The 17,601-nt window shown below is 68.3% G+C and carries 23 protein-coding genes; 15 read left to right on the top strand and 8 right to left on the bottom strand.

Annotation, left to right across the window (positions count from 1 at the left end; all coding sequences use genetic code 11):
* Positions 1-119: 119 nt before the first annotated feature.
* Positions 120-701, bottom strand: coding sequence for a TMEM165/GDT1 family protein (locus ACZ4VT_RS30300; protein ID WP_030711384.1), 582 nt, complete (start codon positions 699-701; stop codon positions 120-122).
* A gap of 596 nt (positions 702-1,297) precedes the next feature.
* Between ACZ4VT_RS30300 and ACZ4VT_RS30295 the strand changes: the two genes are divergently transcribed.
* The 4 genes from ACZ4VT_RS30295 (at position 1,298) to ACZ4VT_RS30280 (ending at position 5,465) form a co-directional block, all read left to right on the top strand.
* Positions 1,298-1,942, top strand: a complete 645-nt coding sequence (locus tag ACZ4VT_RS30295) for an HNH endonuclease family protein (protein ID WP_467954461.1) — start codon at positions 1,298-1,300, stop codon at positions 1,940-1,942.
* A gap of 95 nt (positions 1,943-2,037) precedes the next feature.
* Positions 2,038-3,696 (top strand): alkaline phosphatase D family protein, encoded by a 1,659-nt coding sequence (locus tag ACZ4VT_RS30290; RefSeq protein WP_467954429.1) that lies wholly within the window; start codon positions 2,038-2,040, stop codon positions 3,694-3,696.
* A gap of 307 nt (positions 3,697-4,003) precedes the next feature.
* Positions 4,004-4,633 carry a DedA family protein gene (locus tag ACZ4VT_RS30285; RefSeq protein ID WP_467954427.1) on the top strand — a complete coding sequence of 210 codons (630 nt, stop codon included), beginning with the start codon at positions 4,004-4,006 and terminating at the stop codon, positions 4,631-4,633.
* 316 nt (positions 4,634-4,949) lie between these two features.
* Positions 4,950-5,465 carry a hypothetical protein gene (locus ACZ4VT_RS30280; protein WP_467954425.1) on the top strand — a complete coding sequence of 172 codons (516 nt, stop codon included), beginning with the start codon at positions 4,950-4,952 and terminating at the stop codon, positions 5,463-5,465.
* A gap of 38 nt (positions 5,466-5,503) precedes the next feature.
* Here ACZ4VT_RS30280 and ACZ4VT_RS30275 read toward each other — a convergent pair whose 3' ends face one another.
* Positions 5,504-5,731 carry a DUF2277 domain-containing protein gene (locus ACZ4VT_RS30275; RefSeq protein ID WP_467954423.1) on the bottom strand — a complete coding sequence of 76 codons (228 nt, stop codon included), beginning with the start codon at positions 5,729-5,731 and terminating at the stop codon, positions 5,504-5,506.
* A 123-nt stretch (positions 5,732-5,854) separates the two neighbouring features.
* On the opposite strand from ACZ4VT_RS30275, the gene ACZ4VT_RS30270 reads away from it, so the two are divergent.
* The gene (locus ACZ4VT_RS30270; protein WP_100661309.1) at positions 5,855-5,929 is read left to right on the top strand and encodes a 50S ribosomal protein bL37; all 75 of its coding nucleotides are present in this window, start codon (positions 5,855-5,857) and stop codon (positions 5,927-5,929) included.
* 256 nt (positions 5,930-6,185) lie between these two features.
* A complete protein-coding gene (locus ACZ4VT_RS30265; protein WP_467954421.1) occupies positions 6,186-6,737 on the top strand; it encodes a hypothetical protein in 552 nt (183 codons plus the stop codon).
* Positions 6,738-7,104: 367 nt separating this feature from the next.
* Here ACZ4VT_RS30265 and ACZ4VT_RS30260 read toward each other — a convergent pair whose 3' ends face one another.
* The 3 genes from ACZ4VT_RS30260 to ACZ4VT_RS30250 all read right to left on the bottom strand — a co-directional run bounded on the left by ACZ4VT_RS30260 (position 7,105) and on the right by ACZ4VT_RS30250 (position 9,127).
* A complete protein-coding gene (locus ACZ4VT_RS30260; protein ID WP_467954419.1) occupies positions 7,105-7,458 on the bottom strand; it encodes a hypothetical protein in 354 nt (117 codons plus the stop codon).
* 307 nt (positions 7,459-7,765) lie between these two features.
* Positions 7,766-8,056, bottom strand: coding sequence for an Imm32 family immunity protein (locus ACZ4VT_RS30255; protein WP_467954417.1), 291 nt, complete (start codon positions 8,054-8,056; stop codon positions 7,766-7,768).
* A gap of 141 nt (positions 8,057-8,197) precedes the next feature.
* Positions 8,198-9,127 (bottom strand): SRA domain-containing endonuclease, encoded by a 930-nt coding sequence (locus tag ACZ4VT_RS30250; RefSeq protein ID WP_467954459.1) that lies wholly within the window; start codon positions 9,125-9,127, stop codon positions 8,198-8,200.
* 254 nt (positions 9,128-9,381) lie between these two features.
* Between ACZ4VT_RS30250 and ACZ4VT_RS30245 the strand changes: the two genes are divergently transcribed.
* The 3 genes from ACZ4VT_RS30245 to ACZ4VT_RS30235 all read left to right on the top strand — a co-directional run bounded on the left by ACZ4VT_RS30245 (position 9,382) and on the right by ACZ4VT_RS30235 (position 11,592).
* Positions 9,382-9,963: a hypothetical protein gene (locus ACZ4VT_RS30245; protein WP_467954457.1), complete on the top strand. Its 582-nt coding sequence runs from the start codon at positions 9,382-9,384 to the stop codon at positions 9,961-9,963.
* A 193-nt stretch (positions 9,964-10,156) separates the two neighbouring features.
* Entirely contained in the window at positions 10,157-11,068 is a 912-nt protein-coding gene (locus ACZ4VT_RS30240; RefSeq protein WP_467954415.1) for a hypothetical protein, read from the top strand.
* A gap of 68 nt (positions 11,069-11,136) precedes the next feature.
* Positions 11,137-11,592, top strand: a complete 456-nt coding sequence (locus ACZ4VT_RS30235) for a hypothetical protein (protein ID WP_467954413.1) — start codon at positions 11,137-11,139, stop codon at positions 11,590-11,592.
* A 639-nt stretch (positions 11,593-12,231) separates the two neighbouring features.
* On the opposite strand, the gene ACZ4VT_RS30230 is transcribed toward ACZ4VT_RS30235, so the two are convergent.
* On the bottom strand, positions 12,232-12,657 hold the full coding sequence (locus ACZ4VT_RS30230) for an NUDIX domain-containing protein (protein WP_467954412.1): 426 nt from the start codon (positions 12,655-12,657) through the stop codon (positions 12,232-12,234).
* Positions 12,658-12,720: 63 nt separating this feature from the next.
* On the opposite strand from ACZ4VT_RS30230, the gene ACZ4VT_RS30225 reads away from it, so the two are divergent.
* A complete protein-coding gene (locus tag ACZ4VT_RS30225; RefSeq protein WP_467954410.1) occupies positions 12,721-13,284 on the top strand; it encodes an HD domain-containing protein in 564 nt (187 codons plus the stop codon).
* On the opposite strand, the gene ACZ4VT_RS30220 is transcribed toward ACZ4VT_RS30225, so the two are convergent.
* Together ACZ4VT_RS30220 and ACZ4VT_RS30215 are read right to left on the bottom strand one after the other, a co-directional pair.
* Positions 13,272-13,742, bottom strand: a complete 471-nt coding sequence (locus ACZ4VT_RS30220) for an NUDIX hydrolase (RefSeq protein ID WP_467954408.1) — start codon at positions 13,740-13,742, stop codon at positions 13,272-13,274. The genes ACZ4VT_RS30225 and ACZ4VT_RS30220 overlap by 13 nt on opposite strands.
* Before the next feature lie 30 nt (positions 13,743-13,772).
* Positions 13,773-14,504, bottom strand: a complete 732-nt coding sequence (locus ACZ4VT_RS30215) for an XRE family transcriptional regulator (RefSeq protein ID WP_467954406.1) — start codon at positions 14,502-14,504, stop codon at positions 13,773-13,775.
* A 153-nt stretch (positions 14,505-14,657) separates the two neighbouring features.
* On the opposite strand from ACZ4VT_RS30215, the gene ACZ4VT_RS30210 reads away from it, so the two are divergent.
* The 5 genes from ACZ4VT_RS30210 to ACZ4VT_RS30190 all read left to right on the top strand — a co-directional run bounded on the left by ACZ4VT_RS30210 (position 14,658) and on the right by ACZ4VT_RS30190 (position 17,582).
* Positions 14,658-15,014, top strand: coding sequence for an SCO3933 family regulatory protein (locus ACZ4VT_RS30210; protein ID WP_467954404.1), 357 nt, complete (start codon positions 14,658-14,660; stop codon positions 15,012-15,014).
* A gap of 2 nt (positions 15,015-15,016) precedes the next feature.
* Positions 15,017-16,372, top strand: a complete 1,356-nt coding sequence (locus tag ACZ4VT_RS30205) for an FtsK/SpoIIIE domain-containing protein (protein WP_467954402.1) — start codon at positions 15,017-15,019, stop codon at positions 16,370-16,372.
* A gap of 83 nt (positions 16,373-16,455) precedes the next feature.
* Positions 16,456-16,632: a hypothetical protein gene (locus tag ACZ4VT_RS30200; protein ID WP_467954400.1), complete on the top strand. Its 177-nt coding sequence runs from the start codon at positions 16,456-16,458 to the stop codon at positions 16,630-16,632.
* 73 nt (positions 16,633-16,705) lie between these two features.
* The gene (locus tag ACZ4VT_RS30195; RefSeq protein ID WP_467954398.1) at positions 16,706-17,374 is read left to right on the top strand and encodes a DUF2637 domain-containing protein; all 669 of its coding nucleotides are present in this window, start codon (positions 16,706-16,708) and stop codon (positions 17,372-17,374) included.
* A 13-nt stretch (positions 17,375-17,387) separates the two neighbouring features.
* Positions 17,388-17,582 (top strand): mobile element transfer protein, encoded by a 195-nt coding sequence (locus tag ACZ4VT_RS30190; protein ID WP_467954396.1) that lies wholly within the window; start codon positions 17,388-17,390, stop codon positions 17,580-17,582.
* The last annotated feature ends 19 nt before the right edge of the window (positions 17,583-17,601 follow it).

Here is a 17,601-nt window from a genome sequence, read left to right as displayed (position 1 = left end):
TGTACACGCACTTCCCGCAACGGGATATCCCCACCTGCGACCCGCCCCCACCGGACCCCGCCGGACCCCGCCAGCCTCCGCCGGCCTCCGGGCCGGACCCCGCCAACCCCCGCCCCCCGTCAGCCCGCGATCGCCTCGTACAGCGAAAAGACGGCCAGCGCCGCCATCACCGCGGCCGCGATCTTGGTGATGAGTCGCAGCGGCACGTACTTCATCAGGGTGCGCCCGCCCAGGATGCCGATGCCCGCGACCGCCCACAGGGCCAGTACGGCGCCGATGCCGACGGAGACGGGGTCGTCGTACCGCGCGGCGAGGTTGGCGGTCATGATCTGGGTCAGGTCACCGAATTCCGCCACCAGGATCAGCATGAAGCCGGCCCCCGAGACCTTCCAGAAGGACTGGTCGGCGGGCGGCTTGACCTCCTCCTCCCCGTCGTCCTTCTTCAGGAGCAGCATGGCCGCGCCCAGGAGGAAGAGGATGCCGACGACGGCCTGGACGAGGCGGTGCGGGAGGAGGGTGAGCACGCTGCCGGCGGCGATCGCGAGGGCGACGTGTACGGCGAAGGCGGCGGCGACGCCTGCGAAGACGTAGGAGGCGCGGTAGCGCGTGCCGAGCATCAGGCCGGCGAGGGCCGTCTTGTCGGGGAGTTCGGCAAGGAAGACGACGCCGAAGGCGATCGCCGTGATGCTGAAGCTGAACACGGGGGTGGAACCTCAATCGGTCGGGCAGGACGCCATCGGTACCGAGAGACCTGGGGTGTTTCAGGGGTCGCTTCGGCTCGGCGGCACCCTGGTGTGCGTATGCGCGTACGAAACGCGCCCACGCGTGGACAGGACACTGCGGCCGAAGGTCTCGCTGGCCGGCCGCTGTACGTGGCCTGCCTCCGGGCGCCGGCTGGGGTGACCCAGCAGTATGTCGACGGTCCGGCGAAGAGCTACTCCCCTTCTGCTCCGAACAGACTACGCGACGCCCGCGGCCGGCCGGAATGGGCCTTTGGTCCCGCCCTGCCCCACACCGGACCTACCCCGCCCCGCCCCGCGCTGCTCCACACCGTCCTGCCCCACACCGCTTTGCCCCACACCGGCCCGCCTCACCCGCCACGCCCGCCCCTCCCAGAGTGCGGAATCTCAACTTCCATTTAAATCAGGACCCTTGCCCGACTTGATGTGACGTGCTCATGTCGCCACGCTGTCACCTGGCGCCCATCCCCTCGAAACCCGGCGCCGTCAGCATGGCCACGCCCCGCCGGGGCCGTACGGCCACACCCCCCGCATCCAGGGAGCCCCTCATGGCACTCATACCCAGCGTCTACGCGCGTCGAATTGGCGTGCTCGCGTCAGCGGCGGCACTTGCCGCGCTCACCTCCCTCCTCAACGCGCCGACCGCCCAGGCCGCCCCGCCCACCCCCATCAGCGCCTCGGCCGCCCGCGCGTACCTGGCCACGGTCACGCCGAAGGCCGAGGGGTCCACCAGCGGCTACAGCCGCGACCTCTTCCCGCACTGGAGCACCGTCTCCGGCACCTGCAACACCCGCGAGACCGTCCTCAAGCGGGACGGCGTGAACGTCGTCCAGGACTCGGCCTGCGCCGCGGTGAGCGGAAGCTGGTACTCCGAGTACGACGGCGCCACCTGGACCGCCGCCTCCGACCTCGACATCGACCACGTCGTCCCGCTCGCCGAGGCCTGGCGTTCCGGTGCCCATTCCTGGACCACCAGCACGCGCCAGCAGTTCGCCAACGACCGCACCCGCCCGCAGCTCATCGCGGTCACCGACAACGTCAACCAGGCCAAGGGCGACCTCGACCCCGGCAAGTGGCTGCCGCCGCGGACGGCCTACCGTTGTACGTACGCACGGATGTGGGTCCAGGTGAAGCAGTACTGGGGCCTGAGCATGGACTCGGGTGAGAAGACGGCCCTGGTCAACATCCTCAACGGCTGCTGACCCGAGTCCGCCGATCTTTCCCCCGTCAGGGGGAGGCGTGGCTCCCCCTCCCCGTCGTACCGTGATCGAAGGGGCTACGGAGGAGGGGGAGTTGCATGGCCGGACTGCGTCTGGGGCCGCTGCTGCGCCACGTCGACTGGGACACGGGCGGATCGGCCACGATATGGGTCGAGGCGGACCGCCCGTGCACGGCCGAGGTGCGGTGCGCCGACGGGGCGGGCGGCAGTGCCCGCACCTTCCAGATAGCCGGTCACCACTACGCGCTGGTGCCGGTGACCGGTCTGGCCCCGGGCACGACCACGGCGTACGAGGTGCTCCTGGACGACCGGCCGGTCTGGCCCCTGGTCGACAGCGGCTTCCCGCCGAGCGCGATCACGACTCCCACCGTGGCGGGACCGGGCCGTCCCGCCCCCGGGCTGCGCGTCACGTTCGGCTCATGCCGGCAGGCCGCGCCGCCCGCCGGCCGGCACGGGCCGCACGGCGCGGACGCGCTCGACACCCTCGCGGCGCGGCTGGCGGCGGACCCGGAGGCGGTGCGTCCGGACGTGTTGCTGCTCCTCGGCGACCAGGTGTACGCCGATGCGTTGTCGAAGGAGACCCGGCAGTGGCTCGCGGCCCGGCGGGATCTGCGGGAGGCGCCGGGCGCCCAGGTCGCGGACTATGAGGAGTACACGCGGCTTTACTACGAGTCGTGGCTCGATCCGGAGATCCGCTGGCTGTTGTCGACCGTGCCGAGCCTGCACATATTCGACGACCACGACGTGATCGACGACTGGAACACGAGCGCGGCGTGGCTGGCGGAGATGCGGGCGACGCCGTGGTGGCGCGAGCGCGTGCTCAGCGGGCTGATGTCGTACTGGGTGTACCAGCACCTGGGGAACCTCTCGCCGGCCGAGCTGGCGGCGGACGAGGTGTACGCGGCGGTCCTGGACACTCCCGACGGTACGGACGTGCTACGGGCCTTCGCGTCCGCGGCGGACGCCGATCCGGCCACGGTGCGCTGGAGCTACCGGCGCGACTTCGGCCGGACCCGGCTGCTGATGGTGGACACGCGGGCCGCGCGGGTGCTGGCCGAGGACGGGCGGGCGATGCTCGACCCGACGGAGCAGCAGTGGCTCCGGGAGAACGCCCTCGCCGGGCACGGGGGTTATGACCATCTGCTGATCGGGTCCTCGCTGCCCTGGCTGATGCCGCCGCTGATCCATGATGCCGAGACGTGGAATGCCGCGCTGTGCCGTGGGGAGCGGGGGCCGCGGTGGGCGCGCATCGGGGAGGATCTGCGCCGGCGCAGCGATCTGGAGCACTGGGCGGCGTTCCCTGCCTCGTTCGCGGCGCTGACCGATCTGATCGAGGAGGTGGGCACCGGGCCGCGGGCGCCGGCGACGGTCTGCGTGCTCTCGGGGGACGTGCATCACGCGTATGTGGCCGAGCCCCGAATACCGAGTACCGCGCGGGTGTTCCAGCTGACGTGCTCGCCGGTTCACAATTCCATCCATACGGCGGTGAAGTGGGGCTTCCGGCTGGGCTGGTCGCGGACGGGCCGGTGGCTGGGGCGCGGCTTCTCGCTGCACGGGCGGACGGGCCGGCCGCCGCTGAACTGGCGGCGTACGGACGGGCCGTGGTTCGGGAACCAGCTGATGACGCTGGCGCTGTCGGGTCGGTCGGCACGGCTGCGGCTGGAGCAGGCGCGGAAGAAGCGCGAGGGGGCCCGGCTGGTGACGGTCCTGGACCGGGACCTCACGGCGGCGGAGTAGGCGACCCTGCGGGATCGGGGGACCCTGCGGGATCGGGGGACTCTGCCTGATCGGGGGACCCGGTGGTGCCCGAGCGTCGGAGGCGGCGGATCGCGGGCGCCTGCGGGCCCAGGACGATGGGGGCTGCTCGGGCAGCGGGCCCCGATGGTGGCGGAGTTGACGCGGCGGCGGTGTGGCTGCCGCCCCGGGCTCCCGGGGTACGGGGGCCGGGCGTACGCTGTATGGCTGTCAAGCCGCTCCTGCCGCTCCCCCGCGACGTCGCGGCGCTTCATGCCGCAGCACGTCAACCGGACTGGGGAGTCCCGTTTTGCTTGAGACGCTGGGGTCGCTGACCGCGAGCCCATGGATCTACGCCCTGGTGGCGGTGTCCGTCGTGCTCGACGTCTTCCTTCCGGTGCTGCCGAGCGGGGTGCTGGTGATCACCGCTGCGGCGGCCGCGGCGGCCGCCGGTGCGGCGGGACCGGTGCCGGTGCCCGCGCAGGTCCCGGACATCCTTGCGCTGCTCGTCATCGCGACGACGGCCTCGGTGCTGGGTGACATGGCCGCGTTCCGGCTGGGCCAGCGCGGCGGAGCCCGCCTGGACCGGGCCATCGCCCGCTCCCGCCGGCTGACCCGGGCCCACGAGCGCCTCGGCACGGCCCTGGCGCGCGGTGGCGGCGCCCTGGTGGTGATCGCGCGGTTCGCGCCGGCCGGGCGTTCCGTGGTGTCCCTGGGCGCGGGCAAGACGCAGCGCAAGGTGGCGGAGTTCCTGCCCTGGTCGGTCCTGGCGGGCATGGCCTGGGCCGGCTACAGCGTCGCCCTCGGCTACTTCGGCACCCAGTGGCTGGGCACCCAGTGGCTCGGCACCGCGCTCTCGGTCGTCGCCCTCTTCGCCGCGGGCGCCTTGGCGGCCTTCCTCGTCCGCCGCCCGCCCACGACGGCGGCTCCGGCGGCGTAGGGCACACTCCTCGGCCTGGCCGCCGACGGAAGCGACGCCAGGCAGCAGGACGTCCGCGGGCGGTACGTCGGCGGACACGCCTCCGGCAGCATGGCGTCCGCACGCAGCACGCCCGGCAGCCCGCCGTCCGCGGCCACGCCACCCCCAGGCAGGCGTCTGTCTGCTCCCCCGGGCGGAGCAGTGGCTCACCCGTTCACCCGGCCCCGATCGCCGCCCCCGGCCCGGGCTCCTAGCGTCCACAGCACGGTGCGCAACCGAATCCGCGTCACATCCGTGCCCTGGCCGCGCCGTTTCGAGGAGCCGAGGAGTTCTCTCCATGCCCGCCAAGCAGCCTGCCACGTCACCCGTCACATCCCGACGCCTGATGGCCATCGCGGCCGCGACCCTCATCGCCGCCGCCGCTCCCGCCACGTTCGCGTACGCCGCTCCCTCCGCCGGCGTCTCCCCCACCACCGTCGCCCCGGGCGGCCGGGTCGCCCTCAATGTCGACGGCTGCGGGACCAGGACCGGCCGGGCCACGTCGACCGCGTTCAGCGAGGTCCGACTGACCCCCGGCAATCTGGAGGCCACCAACCTCTACGGCAGCGCCACCGTCTTCCGCGACGCCAACCCGGGCACGCACCGCGTCACCTTCGAGTGCGGCGGCCCCGGCGGCGAGCGCGTCACCGTCTCGCTGCAGGTCGCCTCGGGCGCGGCCCGCGGCGGTACGGGCGGCAGCATCGGCTCGATGAGCCCGGGGCAGATCGCCGTCGGAGGCGCGCTCGCCGCGGGCGCGCTCGGCGCCGGGATCTGGGTGCTGCGCCGCCGCGCCGCGGGCACCGGGGCCGCGTAGACGACATAGGCCGGGAAGGCGGGCATGGCCGGTCCGGCTTACGCCGGGGCGGCGGCCTGTCCCCGTACGTGCACACCGTCGAGCAGCGCCGCTGTCGCCTCGGCGACGGCGTCCACGGCCGCCTCGAACACCTCGCGGTTGTGCGCGGCCGGCACCCGGAAGCCGGACACCTTCCGTACGTACTGCAGGGCGGCGGCCCGGATCTCCTCCTCGGTGGCCTTGTCGGGGATGGCGGGCGGGCGCAGGGTCTTAATGGAACGGCACATACATCCACTATCCCGCTGTCGGGGCAGCTCGACCCCGGATGGGGCAGAGCTGATGCGGAGGTTCGGGGCCGAATCTAGACTGACGAAGTCATGAAAAGTCACCAATTGAGGGAGACTCGCACCATGGCCAAACGAGGGAACAAGCGTCGGGCCCGCAAGAAGAAGAAGGCCAATCACGGCAAGCGCCCCAACGCCTGAAACCGCTCGACCGAAAGACCCCCGACCAGCACCGGCCGGGGGTCTTCGCACGTACGGGCCCGCGCCCGCTCAGGCCGGCGTGGCGGTCTTCCAAGGTCACCAAGACCGCCACCACACCATGACAGCCGCGCCACACGAGCCGCGAGGGCCATCGGGGGCCTGTCAAGTCCCGAAATCCGGTGACATGACGTACCACGTGCTCAGCGGCCCTACTGGAATTTCCCCGCTCGACCTTTCTCACCGAAGGAGCACTCTCATGATCCGCACTTCTCGAAAGCACCGTCTCACTATTCTCGCCGTTTCGGCCGCGCTCGTCGGAGGAGGCGCCCTGCTGCCCACCAGCGCATTCGCCGCCCCGGCAGCGCACACCACCGAGGCGACCAGCGCCGTGGCCAGCCATGTCGACTACGCAAAGGGTGACCACGGCGGCAAAGGCAAGGGCAAGAACAAGCAAGGGAAAAAGAAGAACAAGGGCAAGGGCAACAGGCCCCGCGACGTGGAGAACATGCCGGGCTGCAAGTTCTTCAAGAACAAGGTGTACTGCGAGCACAAGCCCGAGCCCAACCCGGCCCCGGAACCCAACCCGGCCCCGGGCACCCCGCCGACCCACGGCACCGAGACTCCACCGGCCCCGGGAACGGAAACCCCGCCCGCCCCCGGCACGGAGACTCCGCCCGCACCGGGAACGGAAACCCCGCCGGCTCCAGGCACGGAAACCCCTCCGGCCCCCGGCACGGAGACTCCGCCTGACACGCATACTCCTCCCGCCACGGACACGGGCATGGGACCGGCCGAGGTCCTGCACTAGTACCGGCTACCCAGGCGAAGGCCCCGACCACTCATGGTCGGGGGCCTTCCCCTGTGATGGGCTCGGGCTCGGGCCACCATCGACCATCACCGTCGACCACCGGTACCCGGCAGCCGGCGTGCGGCAGCGGGGCCCTGCACAGTCGCTCGGCGCAGCCGCCACCGTCATGGCCGACGTGGCCGCCCTCGCCCGGCCCGTTCCCTGGCGCCGCCGGCACCCAGCTGCGCCCTCGAAACAGCCATCGACCAGCCACGAGGAGGAGCACACGCACACGCTCAGCGCCCCGCGACAGCCCCGCACGGCAGGCACGACGAGAGCCCCCGACCGCGAAAGCGGTGGGAGGCTCCGCACACGTGAGCGCGAACGGTTATCCGCTGCCGGCCGGCTCCACGACTCCTGCCACGGGCTCGCTTCCTCCCATGTCCAGCCGGAACGGCGGGTACTTGTCGGTCATCAGGGACATGTACCACGAGCACGCGCCGTCCACCGCACCAGGCCCATCAGGAATTCGAACAGCCCCCTCGGATAGCTCCCGGTGCACATCAGGATCACGGTTGCGGGCCGCCCAGAACCGCATCTCCGGATGCCCCTGCACCAGTTGCCACCACACGCTCAGCGGCATACTCGCCCCCGCCGAACGGTCGCGCTCCGCATGATCCTCGCTGAGGCGCAGGCGTATGAACTCCTCGACGGAGGTGATCTCGGGAAAACGAGCCGACACGCCGGGACCGTAACCACCGCGCCCAAGACCGCCGCACCCGGCCACCCTGCATGCCCTCGTTGCCGTCGGATCGGGATGCAGAAGGCCCCCAGCCGCATGCGGCTGGGGGCCCTTTCGCTGGTGGGCGCGGACGGTTTCGAACCGCCGACATCTGCTTTGTAAGCTCGCCCGGACACTCACCCTGCCCTGAGTTCCCACGGCCAGCCACCCCCTGGGGAGGCGCAGACGACTACTGCTATCCGCCATCGTTGATGTCAGCTGTGGATGTCAGCTCCGCCCCCAGCTGCGCTACGACCGCCGGCCGTCCTCACTCCTCATCGCACCGTTCCAGGACCAGGCTGAGGGAACCCTCCTCCAGCCCGTTGCTGTCTTCGAGGTGCAGGTGACTCCCATCGGGAACACCCTCCGCGGCAAGCACCAGCAAATGTCCAGCGAGCGTCCTGAGACCTGCGGCGTTCGCCTCGATCACGATCTCTCCCCCTATGCCCCGCACCTCGATCCGCGCGTCCGCCTCCCAAGTGAAGACTTGCGCGACACCATCGGTCACGGCCGTAAGTCGGGTGCTCTCAACGGGGGCGTTGCTGGAATCAGAGGTCATGAAGCCATCATGCCGCCCAGCGCACACGGCTCCGGTGACCCCGCGCGTCTCACCCATTTCACCAGGTCAGCGCGTTACAGACTCCGGCGGATCTCTCGCCGGTCCACGAATAGGCCGCGGACCGGCGATCTGAGGGAGCGCTTACGGGATGAGGTCCGGCTCGGTGCCGCCGTAGCTCTTGCCCTCGGGCCAGATCACGACACATCCCTGGCTCTGGGCGAGGTCGATCAGGTCCTTGCGGGGCTGGGAGGGCAGGAGGATGGCGCGGGCGGAGTGGTCCACGAACCTGCTGTAGTCCGCGAGCTGGCCGATGGCCATGCGGACATTCTCGCGGGTGACACTGCCCTTGGCCTCCACGAGGAGCCCGAGCTGCTTGGAGTACAGGTCGGTGAACAGCGGGCGGCTCTCACCCGGGGGCAGCATCCTGTGCCGGCAGGACTCGTGGCCCTTGTCGGTGAGGTAGTCGGCGAAGGCCTTGACCAGCTTGGCTTCCCGGCGCTCCGCCTCGTAGGTTTCACCGTTCGGGTTGACGAACGACTTCTCCGTCTCATTGCGCTCCAGCGGGAGCTCGTCCACCTTGCTCGGGTCGTCGCTGAGGAGGCGTCCCAGCTTGGTGGCGGGGTTCTTCGGCTCGGTGTCGACCGGCTTGAGGCGGAAGATGATGACCTTGCGGAGCGGGCCGTCGTTGGTCTCGGGCGCGTCAGCCTCGTACCAGGGGTTCTCCTGGTCGACGACGAACTCGCCGCGGTAGGTGACGGTTCCGCGGGCGCCCTGGAACACGCGCAGCGCACGTCCCTCGGCGTGGTGGTTGAGGATGCTGGCGTTGCCGGAGAGCATGCGCTGGTCTCCGTACTGGCCTTCTCCGCTGTAGTGGAAGCGGCCGTCTGGCATCCAGTCGTCGTAGTAGCCGTGCTTCTCGCCAGCGACGGGGTCGGTGAAGACGAACACGTTGGGGGTCTTCGCGGAGGGGCCGATGCCGCCCTGCGTCCGTCCCCCGAAGATGCTGTGCAGCTCCTGGCGCTTGATCGTGTCGCCGGGCTTGAGCGTCCACTGCGCGGCCGGCGTAGCCATCTCGTTCACGAGCCTCCTTTGACAAGACCCCCTCAACGGGGGTGCTACTGAGGATGCCAGATCAGAATCGGATGCCGAAATCGTTTATCCGATCTCGATGTTGGAGCATCTGCGTGGGACGTTCTGCCATGCCCGAGCCGCGGTGCGCTGATCGCGCCCCCTGTGCGCCCTTGCAGAACTCACTTGCGACAGCCACCTTTTGGGAAAGTTGCTGCTCGGCGCCTCGGCGCCACCTGGGGGAAGGGCGGTACGTGGTGGGGGCGCAAACACCTTGGGCGCGGGCGACGTTCGGAGATGCGGCCGAGCCGCTGGCTGAGATCATCCCGGCATGTCTCGCCCGTGCTCACGACCGCGCGAGGAACGGCCATCAGGGCGTGCACACCCAGACACTTGAAGCCTATGGACACGGGCTCCACGCAGTTCAATACGAGGAGCTAGCGGCCGGCCTCTCGGCGCTGCCCGACTCAACCGCGGTGCGACTTCAGGCGCGCACCGTGATGATCGTCGCCGACCAGGTGATCTACCCCATCCGATACGCCAAGCAGGACGTGCCCGTCACTGCAGCGCGCCTCAAGAAGGCGGTTGGCTTGCGAGCTGAGCTCATCCGCCGCCACGGTCCCGAACCTCGCCAGCAGGAACTTGACCTGGGCCTCGAAGAGGGCGAGCCAGACGTCCACCGCGATTTAGGGCAACTACCTCCGGAGGCCGGTCTCGTCCTCGTCGCCTATGCCTGCTCGATGGACCGGGGCGTCATGAGGCTCGAATGGGGATCCGCTGAGCTACGGCGGGAAGATCGCTACCTTGTCTGGCACCACCACGAACCGTTGCGCAGCTGAACAGTCTCGCTACCATCCGGTCCCCGCCCCGGCCTACGCCGCAAGTTAGGAAGATCGCGTCCCCGCATCCACGCGGACCAGCTGGCAGTGAACGATCCATTGTCATACCCCCAGCCCATACTGGAGGTTGGACAGGGGCTGGTAGGTCCAACAGTCGGTAGTCGCGAGATCACCGGGGGGCTAGCATGACGCCATGTTGAAGCGTAGTCTGATATTCCACCGCTGGGGTTCCCTCGCGGGCAAGCCGGATTTTGTTCCGAGCCAAGTTGCCGCTTCCTTGGTGGCTGCGATCTCGACTGACAGTGATTTTGCGATCCTGGACACGGGAGACGCTGTTACTGCGGTCGAAGTCATGAATATCGGAGTTGGCTCCGAACCCACAAACCTGAGGATTTTCGCGCTCCGCGGTGCGGACGATCGACCCTTCAAATGGGACAGCCAGGGTAGCGTTAGTCCAATTTCTCTGGGGGATAGCGAATATCCCGCAGACGTTAGCCATGTTTCAATCTGGCCGGATGGAACATGCGCACACGACTACGCGAAGAATGTGCCTCGAATTTCACGCCTCTCCGTATTTTTGCGCCGCAAGCTCAACTCGCATGTGAAGTTTGATGCCCTCTACAGGGAAGACATGCTGGAGAAGCTCAAGGCGATGGAAGGGCAGATGCGCTCCGTTGAGGTTGCGATGACCAGGCGTGGGGGCGTCGCTTCGGGCGGTGGAACTTTCGGAACCCTGATCCCGGCAAGTTTTGGCGAGAAGGCTCCCTCTGTTCGTTTCACTCTCGGAATGGGAAGGTATGGCCCCCGAGATCGTTATCTTGATGGCGAGACCGAGGAGCAGATCTTCTCGCTGGCGGAGCAGGCAGATGACTTCGTCAGCAACATGATCATCCGAGGTCGAAGTCGGGTTACTGGGCAAGTGGAGTCGATCAACCTCCTCCAAGAGAGGCTTCAGGTCCCTGTTGAGGTCCGCCAGAGTGCCGCGGTCTCGTCCATGCCGGAACCGTCCGATGTGTTCCTAGAGCTTGATCAGGCCTATAAGGGATTCCTTCGGGACGGGAAGATTGCCTCTGCGGTGCGCGGAGAGAAGATGCGTGGTGGTTGAGTGCTGCAAGCTCGGGGGGAGCTATGGTGCTTTTTAGGTGGCTGGACAAACATCTATGGGTAATTCCGATGCTCGTCTTCGTCTTGCTGGAGGCGGCGCTTATAGTTGTGCACGTTTGCATGTCGAGCGCGTTTCTCTTGGAAGCTGTATCTACAGACAAGAGGAAAGAGATTTACACGTCGCTGACGGGGTCGTCTAGCGGCCTTTTGGGGTTCACCTTGGCCGCCGTAGCTATCCTGGCTGCCTTCGGTCGACGTGTGACGCAAAGTCCAGAGGACCGCCGGCGTGAGACAGATCTGGCTGAGGCTCGGACAGGCATTAGCAAAATTCTGCTTTCTACCGCAGTAATGCTGATGACGATTTTGGTCACGGCCACAGTTGGGCTCGGGGTGGATGTAGGTAAAGAGGGTGGTTTGGTGGTGACCAGTCTTACTCTCTCTTCAGGCGTTGCCGGAGTGGTCGGCCTGTTGGTGAGTGGGGCCGGGCTGACTCTGTCTCTTGTGGAAAGAGGGCGAGAGGCCTGAACGGCCCGCAGCATAAGCGCCGCCCCGCTGTCATCCCGTCTGCCGTCGACCCACACGGAGTGATAGCGGGGCAGGCTTCTGGGGCCCAGGTGGAGCGCCCCACTGGACGAACGACCTGGGCCCCAGAAGCCTGGTCTGCTATGGCTTGCCTGGGTCGACGGCAGACGGGATGACAGCTCCCCACCTGAACCACGAACCGGCCGGCAGTCGCAAGACGGGCCCCGTGCATCCCGGAGTCGGAGCGCCCCCGCCGGAGGCATAAGCCTTGGCGTATAGCCAACCGATCAGGTTGCGTTCGCTGCTCGCGTCGGGCCGGTGGGTCGATGGAGCTTTGGAGCTGACCTCTCCCCCACCTCGGCCTGGTTTTCGCCCCCTTTGTGGACGCGGGCGGGTGACGGACGTGCGGCCCCGGTGGCGGAGACAAGGAGGGGCAGCGCGGCCGGCGCCCGACCGGCGCCGCCGCGCTTGCGCGGCACCTCTGAGCGCAGCTTCAGACTGCTCTTGCAGTTCAGGAGGCCGGGAATGATGACGACCCGTGTCGTCAGAGTGTGTGTTGCGCTTCCGTGCTGGATGAGCGGCCTACCGCGAGCGAAGCGAGCCTTGATGAAGTAGTGAAACTTTGACCCCACCCCGCCGGGCTCAGATCAACTGGCGTCCATCGTGGCTCCGGATGTGAGGACCCATCCCGTCCAAGGCATCCAGCAGACGCACCGCAAAGACCTCGGTCATCCGTTCCGACACCTCCTCGGGCGTGAGCCAGGCAACCGCGGTCGACTCCTCCGATGTGCGCTCGGTCCCGCCGGATGGCTTGCATCGGAAGACCAGGGCGACGATGCCTCGCGTCGTGTTCTTGTAGACCCCCGTGAGCTCGTCCACCTCGACGTGGATCCCGGTTTCCTCCAGTACCTCACGCTGGACACCGTGCTGAGGTGACTCGGAAAGCTCCAGCACCCCACCCGGAAGCTCCCAAGCCCCGTTGTCGGCCCGGCAGATCGCCAGCAGTCGGCCATCGTCGCGCACCACCGCTCCGGCTACCGACACGGAATGCAAAGGTCCAGCAGCCATGAGATCACCCTGGGTTCGGTTCGGAGGTGTCGGCCATCCTTCTGCTGGGTTACGGTGCCAGCTATGTCCTCACCCTCACTGGAGACTCCCGAAGGTGCCGCCAAGCTGGCCGAGTCGCTGTTGCCGCCGCTCGGTAACCGCTGGCTTCACACGCAGGCAGTAGCGGAGCGTGCGAGGGAGGCAGCGCCGGCAGTTCCCGAGGCGGAGAGGGACCTTCTCGTCTCAGCTGCATGGCTCCATGACATCGGCTATGCGCCTGAGCTCCGCGACACCGGATTTCATCCGCTTGACGGCGCTCGACATCTGGAGAGGCTTGGTGCGTCCTCCCGTCTGGTGCGCCTGGTCGCGCACCATTCGGGAGCCGTCTACGAGGCGGAACAACGAGGGCTGTCGGCAGAGCTCTCGGCGTACGACCGTGAGGACTCCGCGCTGCTGGACGCGCTGATCTACTCGGACATGACGACAGGTCCCGCGGGCCAACGGTTCGCGTTCGATCGTCGCATCGACGAGATCCTCGTTCGCTATGAACACGGCAGCGAAGTCCACACGGCGATCAGCACCGCGCGGCCCTACCTGGCCGGTGCTGTCCAGCGGACCCTTGAGCGCTTGAGTGATCAGCCGATGTAGGGGTGGCTTCTGCTGCTCAGCCCGTGATCGATCCTCATCCTCATAGACGGGTGGATGTTCACATCGTCGAGCTGCTCGGGGGCAATGAAGGAGACTTCCTTGCTCTCGCTGCTCGTCCGGAGCTCGCCGCCGACGATGCGTGCCGAGAAACAGATCGAGAACTGCTGTCGGACCTCGCCATCGTCGTAAGCCATGACGTGATGCGGGTTCGTGTAGAGCCCGATCAGACCCGCGACCTCGACGTCGAACCCTGTCTCTTCCTTCGTCTCCCGCACAGCTGCGTCGGCCACTGATTCGCCGACGTCTACGCCACCGCCGGGCAGCGCCCACAGGTCGTTATCCGTCTTGTGGATCAGCAGGACAGCGCCGGCCTCGTTGACCGCGACCACAGTCACGGACGGGACGATGCTGTTTGCTGCCGGTGCGTTTGGATCGTTGAAGTAGTCGACTCGGGCCATGTGTCCAGAGTCGCACGTCCTGCGACGGATCTAGCTGGTCGAGCCCCGCTCCCATGCATAGTCGAAGCTCTTCATGTAGTGACGGAACGTCCGGGCTCCTGGGATGTACCGGAAGTGCATCACGGGGTTCTGGCCCGCGGGCGCTCCGAGCACGTGAGGGTTCACGAGCACGTCGTCGTCAAAGCGGTAGATCGAGTTGTAGAGGATCGTGTCGTGCAGCCGGAGCTCGACGCCGGGGGTCGCCAGCGCGGGTTCGAGGTATCGCCGAGTGATGCGGGCTCGGGCAGCCAGGTCGCCGCCGATACCCTCCTCGTCCCCCCTTTGGCGAACCATCTCCGAGTCCGGATCGCCAAGCAGGACTCGCACCTGAGCGCCGGCCTTTGCCTTCTGGGATAGCTGTTCTGCCAAGTCCGGGTGCCCGTCGAAGAGGAACAAGCCCGCGTAGACGAGGATCTCGACGTGGCTGTTGGCCTTGTCGATCAGCGAGGACCAGAGGTGTGCGGGGACCGCGCCGCGGTGAGGGTAGTACGTGATCAGCTCGGACGTGCTCGCCGTCTCGGCCTGCTGCGCAACGGTCGGCCAGAGATAGACCTCATCCGCTCCGAGGAACGCTGCCGTCTTCCACCGGTGCCCTCGGTGCGGCGTGCGGTCCAGCGTGATCCACCGTTCCACTGTCTTGGGGTCTACTCCCACGTGGGATGCCACTGACTGGATGGTCTCGCCGTGTGCGGAAATCGATGCGCGGAGACGCTCGTTCGCCATGACGCAGCCCTTCAATCGGACGCCGGGACGTTTTGACGGTACCTCAGACGTCCCTAAACGTCCATACCGGCCGTGATGCGTCCATGACCCTTCGCGGTTTCCTCTAAGTGTCGGATTGAACAGCAAATCCCGCTCCTCAGAGGAGAAGAGACCATGCGTCAGATTCCTGTCGACACCTCCGCCGCCATGGTGATGGTGGCCCAGCCCCCGGCCCCGAAGGTCAAGGACCGGCGTACCGGTGAGATCGCGACCGACCCGGAGACCGGGGCCCAGATGATGAGCGTGGACGTCCTGTTCGCCGCGTACGGCGAGGCCGAGGTCCTGTCGGTGGTCGTCCCCGGGCCTGGTATCTCGGGTGAGCTGGTGATGGGTACGCCGGTGGCGCTGACCGGTCTGGTCGCCCGTCCGTGGGAGAACGAGTTCAACGGTCAGAAGCGTCACGGGATCAGCTTCCGCGCCGTCGCGGTCACTTCGCTGGCCGGGGACGCGCCCAAGGCCAAGGCGGCCTGACCGTGAACTGGTTAACGGTCACACTGCTGCTGGTCGCTGCCGTCGCGCTCCTGCTTCGGTGGCGGCGCCCGGCCTGGTACTGGCTGACCTTCGGGGTCACCTTCGCCGCGCTGCGGGTCCTGCTGCGCTACCGGTCGGTGATGGAAGCCTGTGGGCTCACCGTCCCGCCCTCGCGGTGGCGCCTGGCCCTGGCTCGCTGGTCCGACCGCCCGGTCCCCGAATCCCGGGCCCCTCGGATCTTGCGAATCCGCCCGACCCGGACGGGTCTGGTCCTGAGGCTCAAGCTCCGACCCGGACAGGACGCCTACGACGTCGCCGCCGCCACCGATCGCCTGCGGCACTCGTTCGCCCTCCACAACGTGAGTGCCCGCGAGATCAAGTCCTCGGTGATCGAGCTGCGGATGACCGGCTACGACGTCCTCAAGCGCGTGCAGATGCCCGCCCGCGACGACCGCGAACCCATGGCCATCCCGGTCGCGCTGCGGGAGGACGGCGAGGTGTTCCGCCGGGACTATCTCCAGGTCCCGCATGCCCTGAACGTGGGGGCCACCCAGTCCGGGAAGTCCGTCTACCTCCGCAACCTGGTGGCCGGCCTCGCCACCGAGCATGTCGCCCTTGCCGGGATCGACTGCAAGAACGGCGTGGAACTCGCCCCACTGGCCCGCCGGTTCACCGCGCTCGCCGACAACCCCGACACCGCGGCTGATCTGCTGGCCGCACTCGTCCGCTACATGGCCCGCGTCTACGAGATCATCCGGCGCGAGCAGCGCATCAGCGCCGACATCCCGGATGCGGAGATCACGGCGAATATCTGGGACCTGCCCAAGCACTTGCGCCCGGTCCCGGTCGTGCTCCTGGTCGACGAGGTGGCCGAACTCGCCCTCTACGTCACCAAGGCTGAGGAACAGCGCCGCGACCAGATCATCACCGACCTGGTACGTCTCGCCCAGCTTGGCCGGGCCGCCGGGATCTATCTGGAGATCTGCGGGCAGCGCTTCGGCTCTGAGCTTGGTAAAGGGATCACCATGCTCCGTGCCCAGCTCACCGGCCGTACCGCCCACCGTGTCAACGATGAGACCTCGGCGAACATGGCCTTCGGGGACATCTCCCCCGACGCCGTCCTGGCCACGGTCCAGATTCCCACCGACCGCCCTGGCACCGCCGTGCTCGGCGACTCCTCCGGCGGCTGGGTCCGCATCCGCACCCCTCACACCTCGCTCCGCCAGGCCGTCAACGTCTGCAATGCGAACGCCCACCGCACCCCGGACATCGGCGAACTCGCCCCCTTCCGGCCCGTGCTCCCGGCGCCTGCGCTGGCTGGCAACGTCATGCCGAAGCCCACCGCGGCAAGCGTCTAAACCCCTCCTTGCTCCATCGGTCGGCGTGACCGCATCACGCCAGGTCCCTACCCCTCCCATGCCACGAACCAGGAGTGAACCTCATGGCCGCCGCGAGGAAGACCACCGCCCGCAAGCCGAAGAAGTGCGCCGAGTGCGACGGCAAGGGCGAGACCGCCGAGAGCGTCCGGGTCGGGAGCCGCAAGATCCGCGAGACCGCCGACCGACAGGCCGCCCTGTGCCTGACCTGCTTCGGCACCGGCGAAGTCCCGACCACCTGATCGGCCGGGACCGGGCGGCCGGCCAAACACCCCGCCCGGCCCTGGCTCCAACCCCAAGGAAGGAGGAACCCCGATGCTCCCCAAAGCCCGCCCGGACGCCGTTCTCGTACAGGCCGTGATCGCTGGGGCCCTGTCCTTCGCCCACCTCCACGACCTCGCCGAAGCAGCGGGCCAGGACGGTTGGAAGGCGTGGGCCTACCCGGTCTCGGTGGACCTGCTCCTCGTCGCCGCCTGGCGCCGCCTCCGGCTCCTGCGTGATGCCGGGGAACCGGTCCGCTCGGCCTGGACCTGGTTCACCGTGGCCCTCGCCGCCTCGCTCGGGGCGAACGTCGCCACCGCGGGACTCCTCGACCTCGGCCACGTCCCCGACTGGCTGCGGATCCTGGTCGCCGGATGGCCCGCCCTGGCCTTCCTCGGCGGAACCCTCCTCGTCCACCCCGCCCCGGCCTCCGACCCCGGCCCAGTCCTCGATCCCGCGCCTGTGGAAGAGATCGAACGCGCAGTCATCGAGCGCGACACCGCACCTGAGCCTGTCGCCGAGCCGGAGCTGGAGCCGGTACCTGCCCTCCCCCCACCCGTGCCTGAGTCGGTGCCCGTTCCGGCCCCGCTGGTCGAGCACGCCCGCAAGCTCGCCGCCGATCACCTGGCCCGCACCGGCACCCCGCTCGACACCGACACCCTGCGCGCCCGCCTAGGCGTCCCGGCCGCCATGGCCGCTGCCATCACCGCTCAACTCGCCTGACAGGAGACCCCGTATGCCCGCCCTGGACCGCTTCCACTCGCTCATGCAGATAGGGCCCGTCCAAATCGGCACCTACCGCGACCGCTACGGACGCACCAAGCACGCCGCGGTCTGCACCACGGACGGATGCGGCTGGTCCGTTACGAACTACACGACCAGCACCGCCGCCCAGCTCGCCGCCCGCTCCCACCGCTGCCGCATCAGCTGACCCCGAAAGGCCACCTGTC

The organism is Streptomyces sp. NPDC029164 (assembly GCF_055563995.1).
Note: the sequence above shows the minus strand (reverse complement) of the source record. Positions and strands in the feature narration are given on the sequence as shown.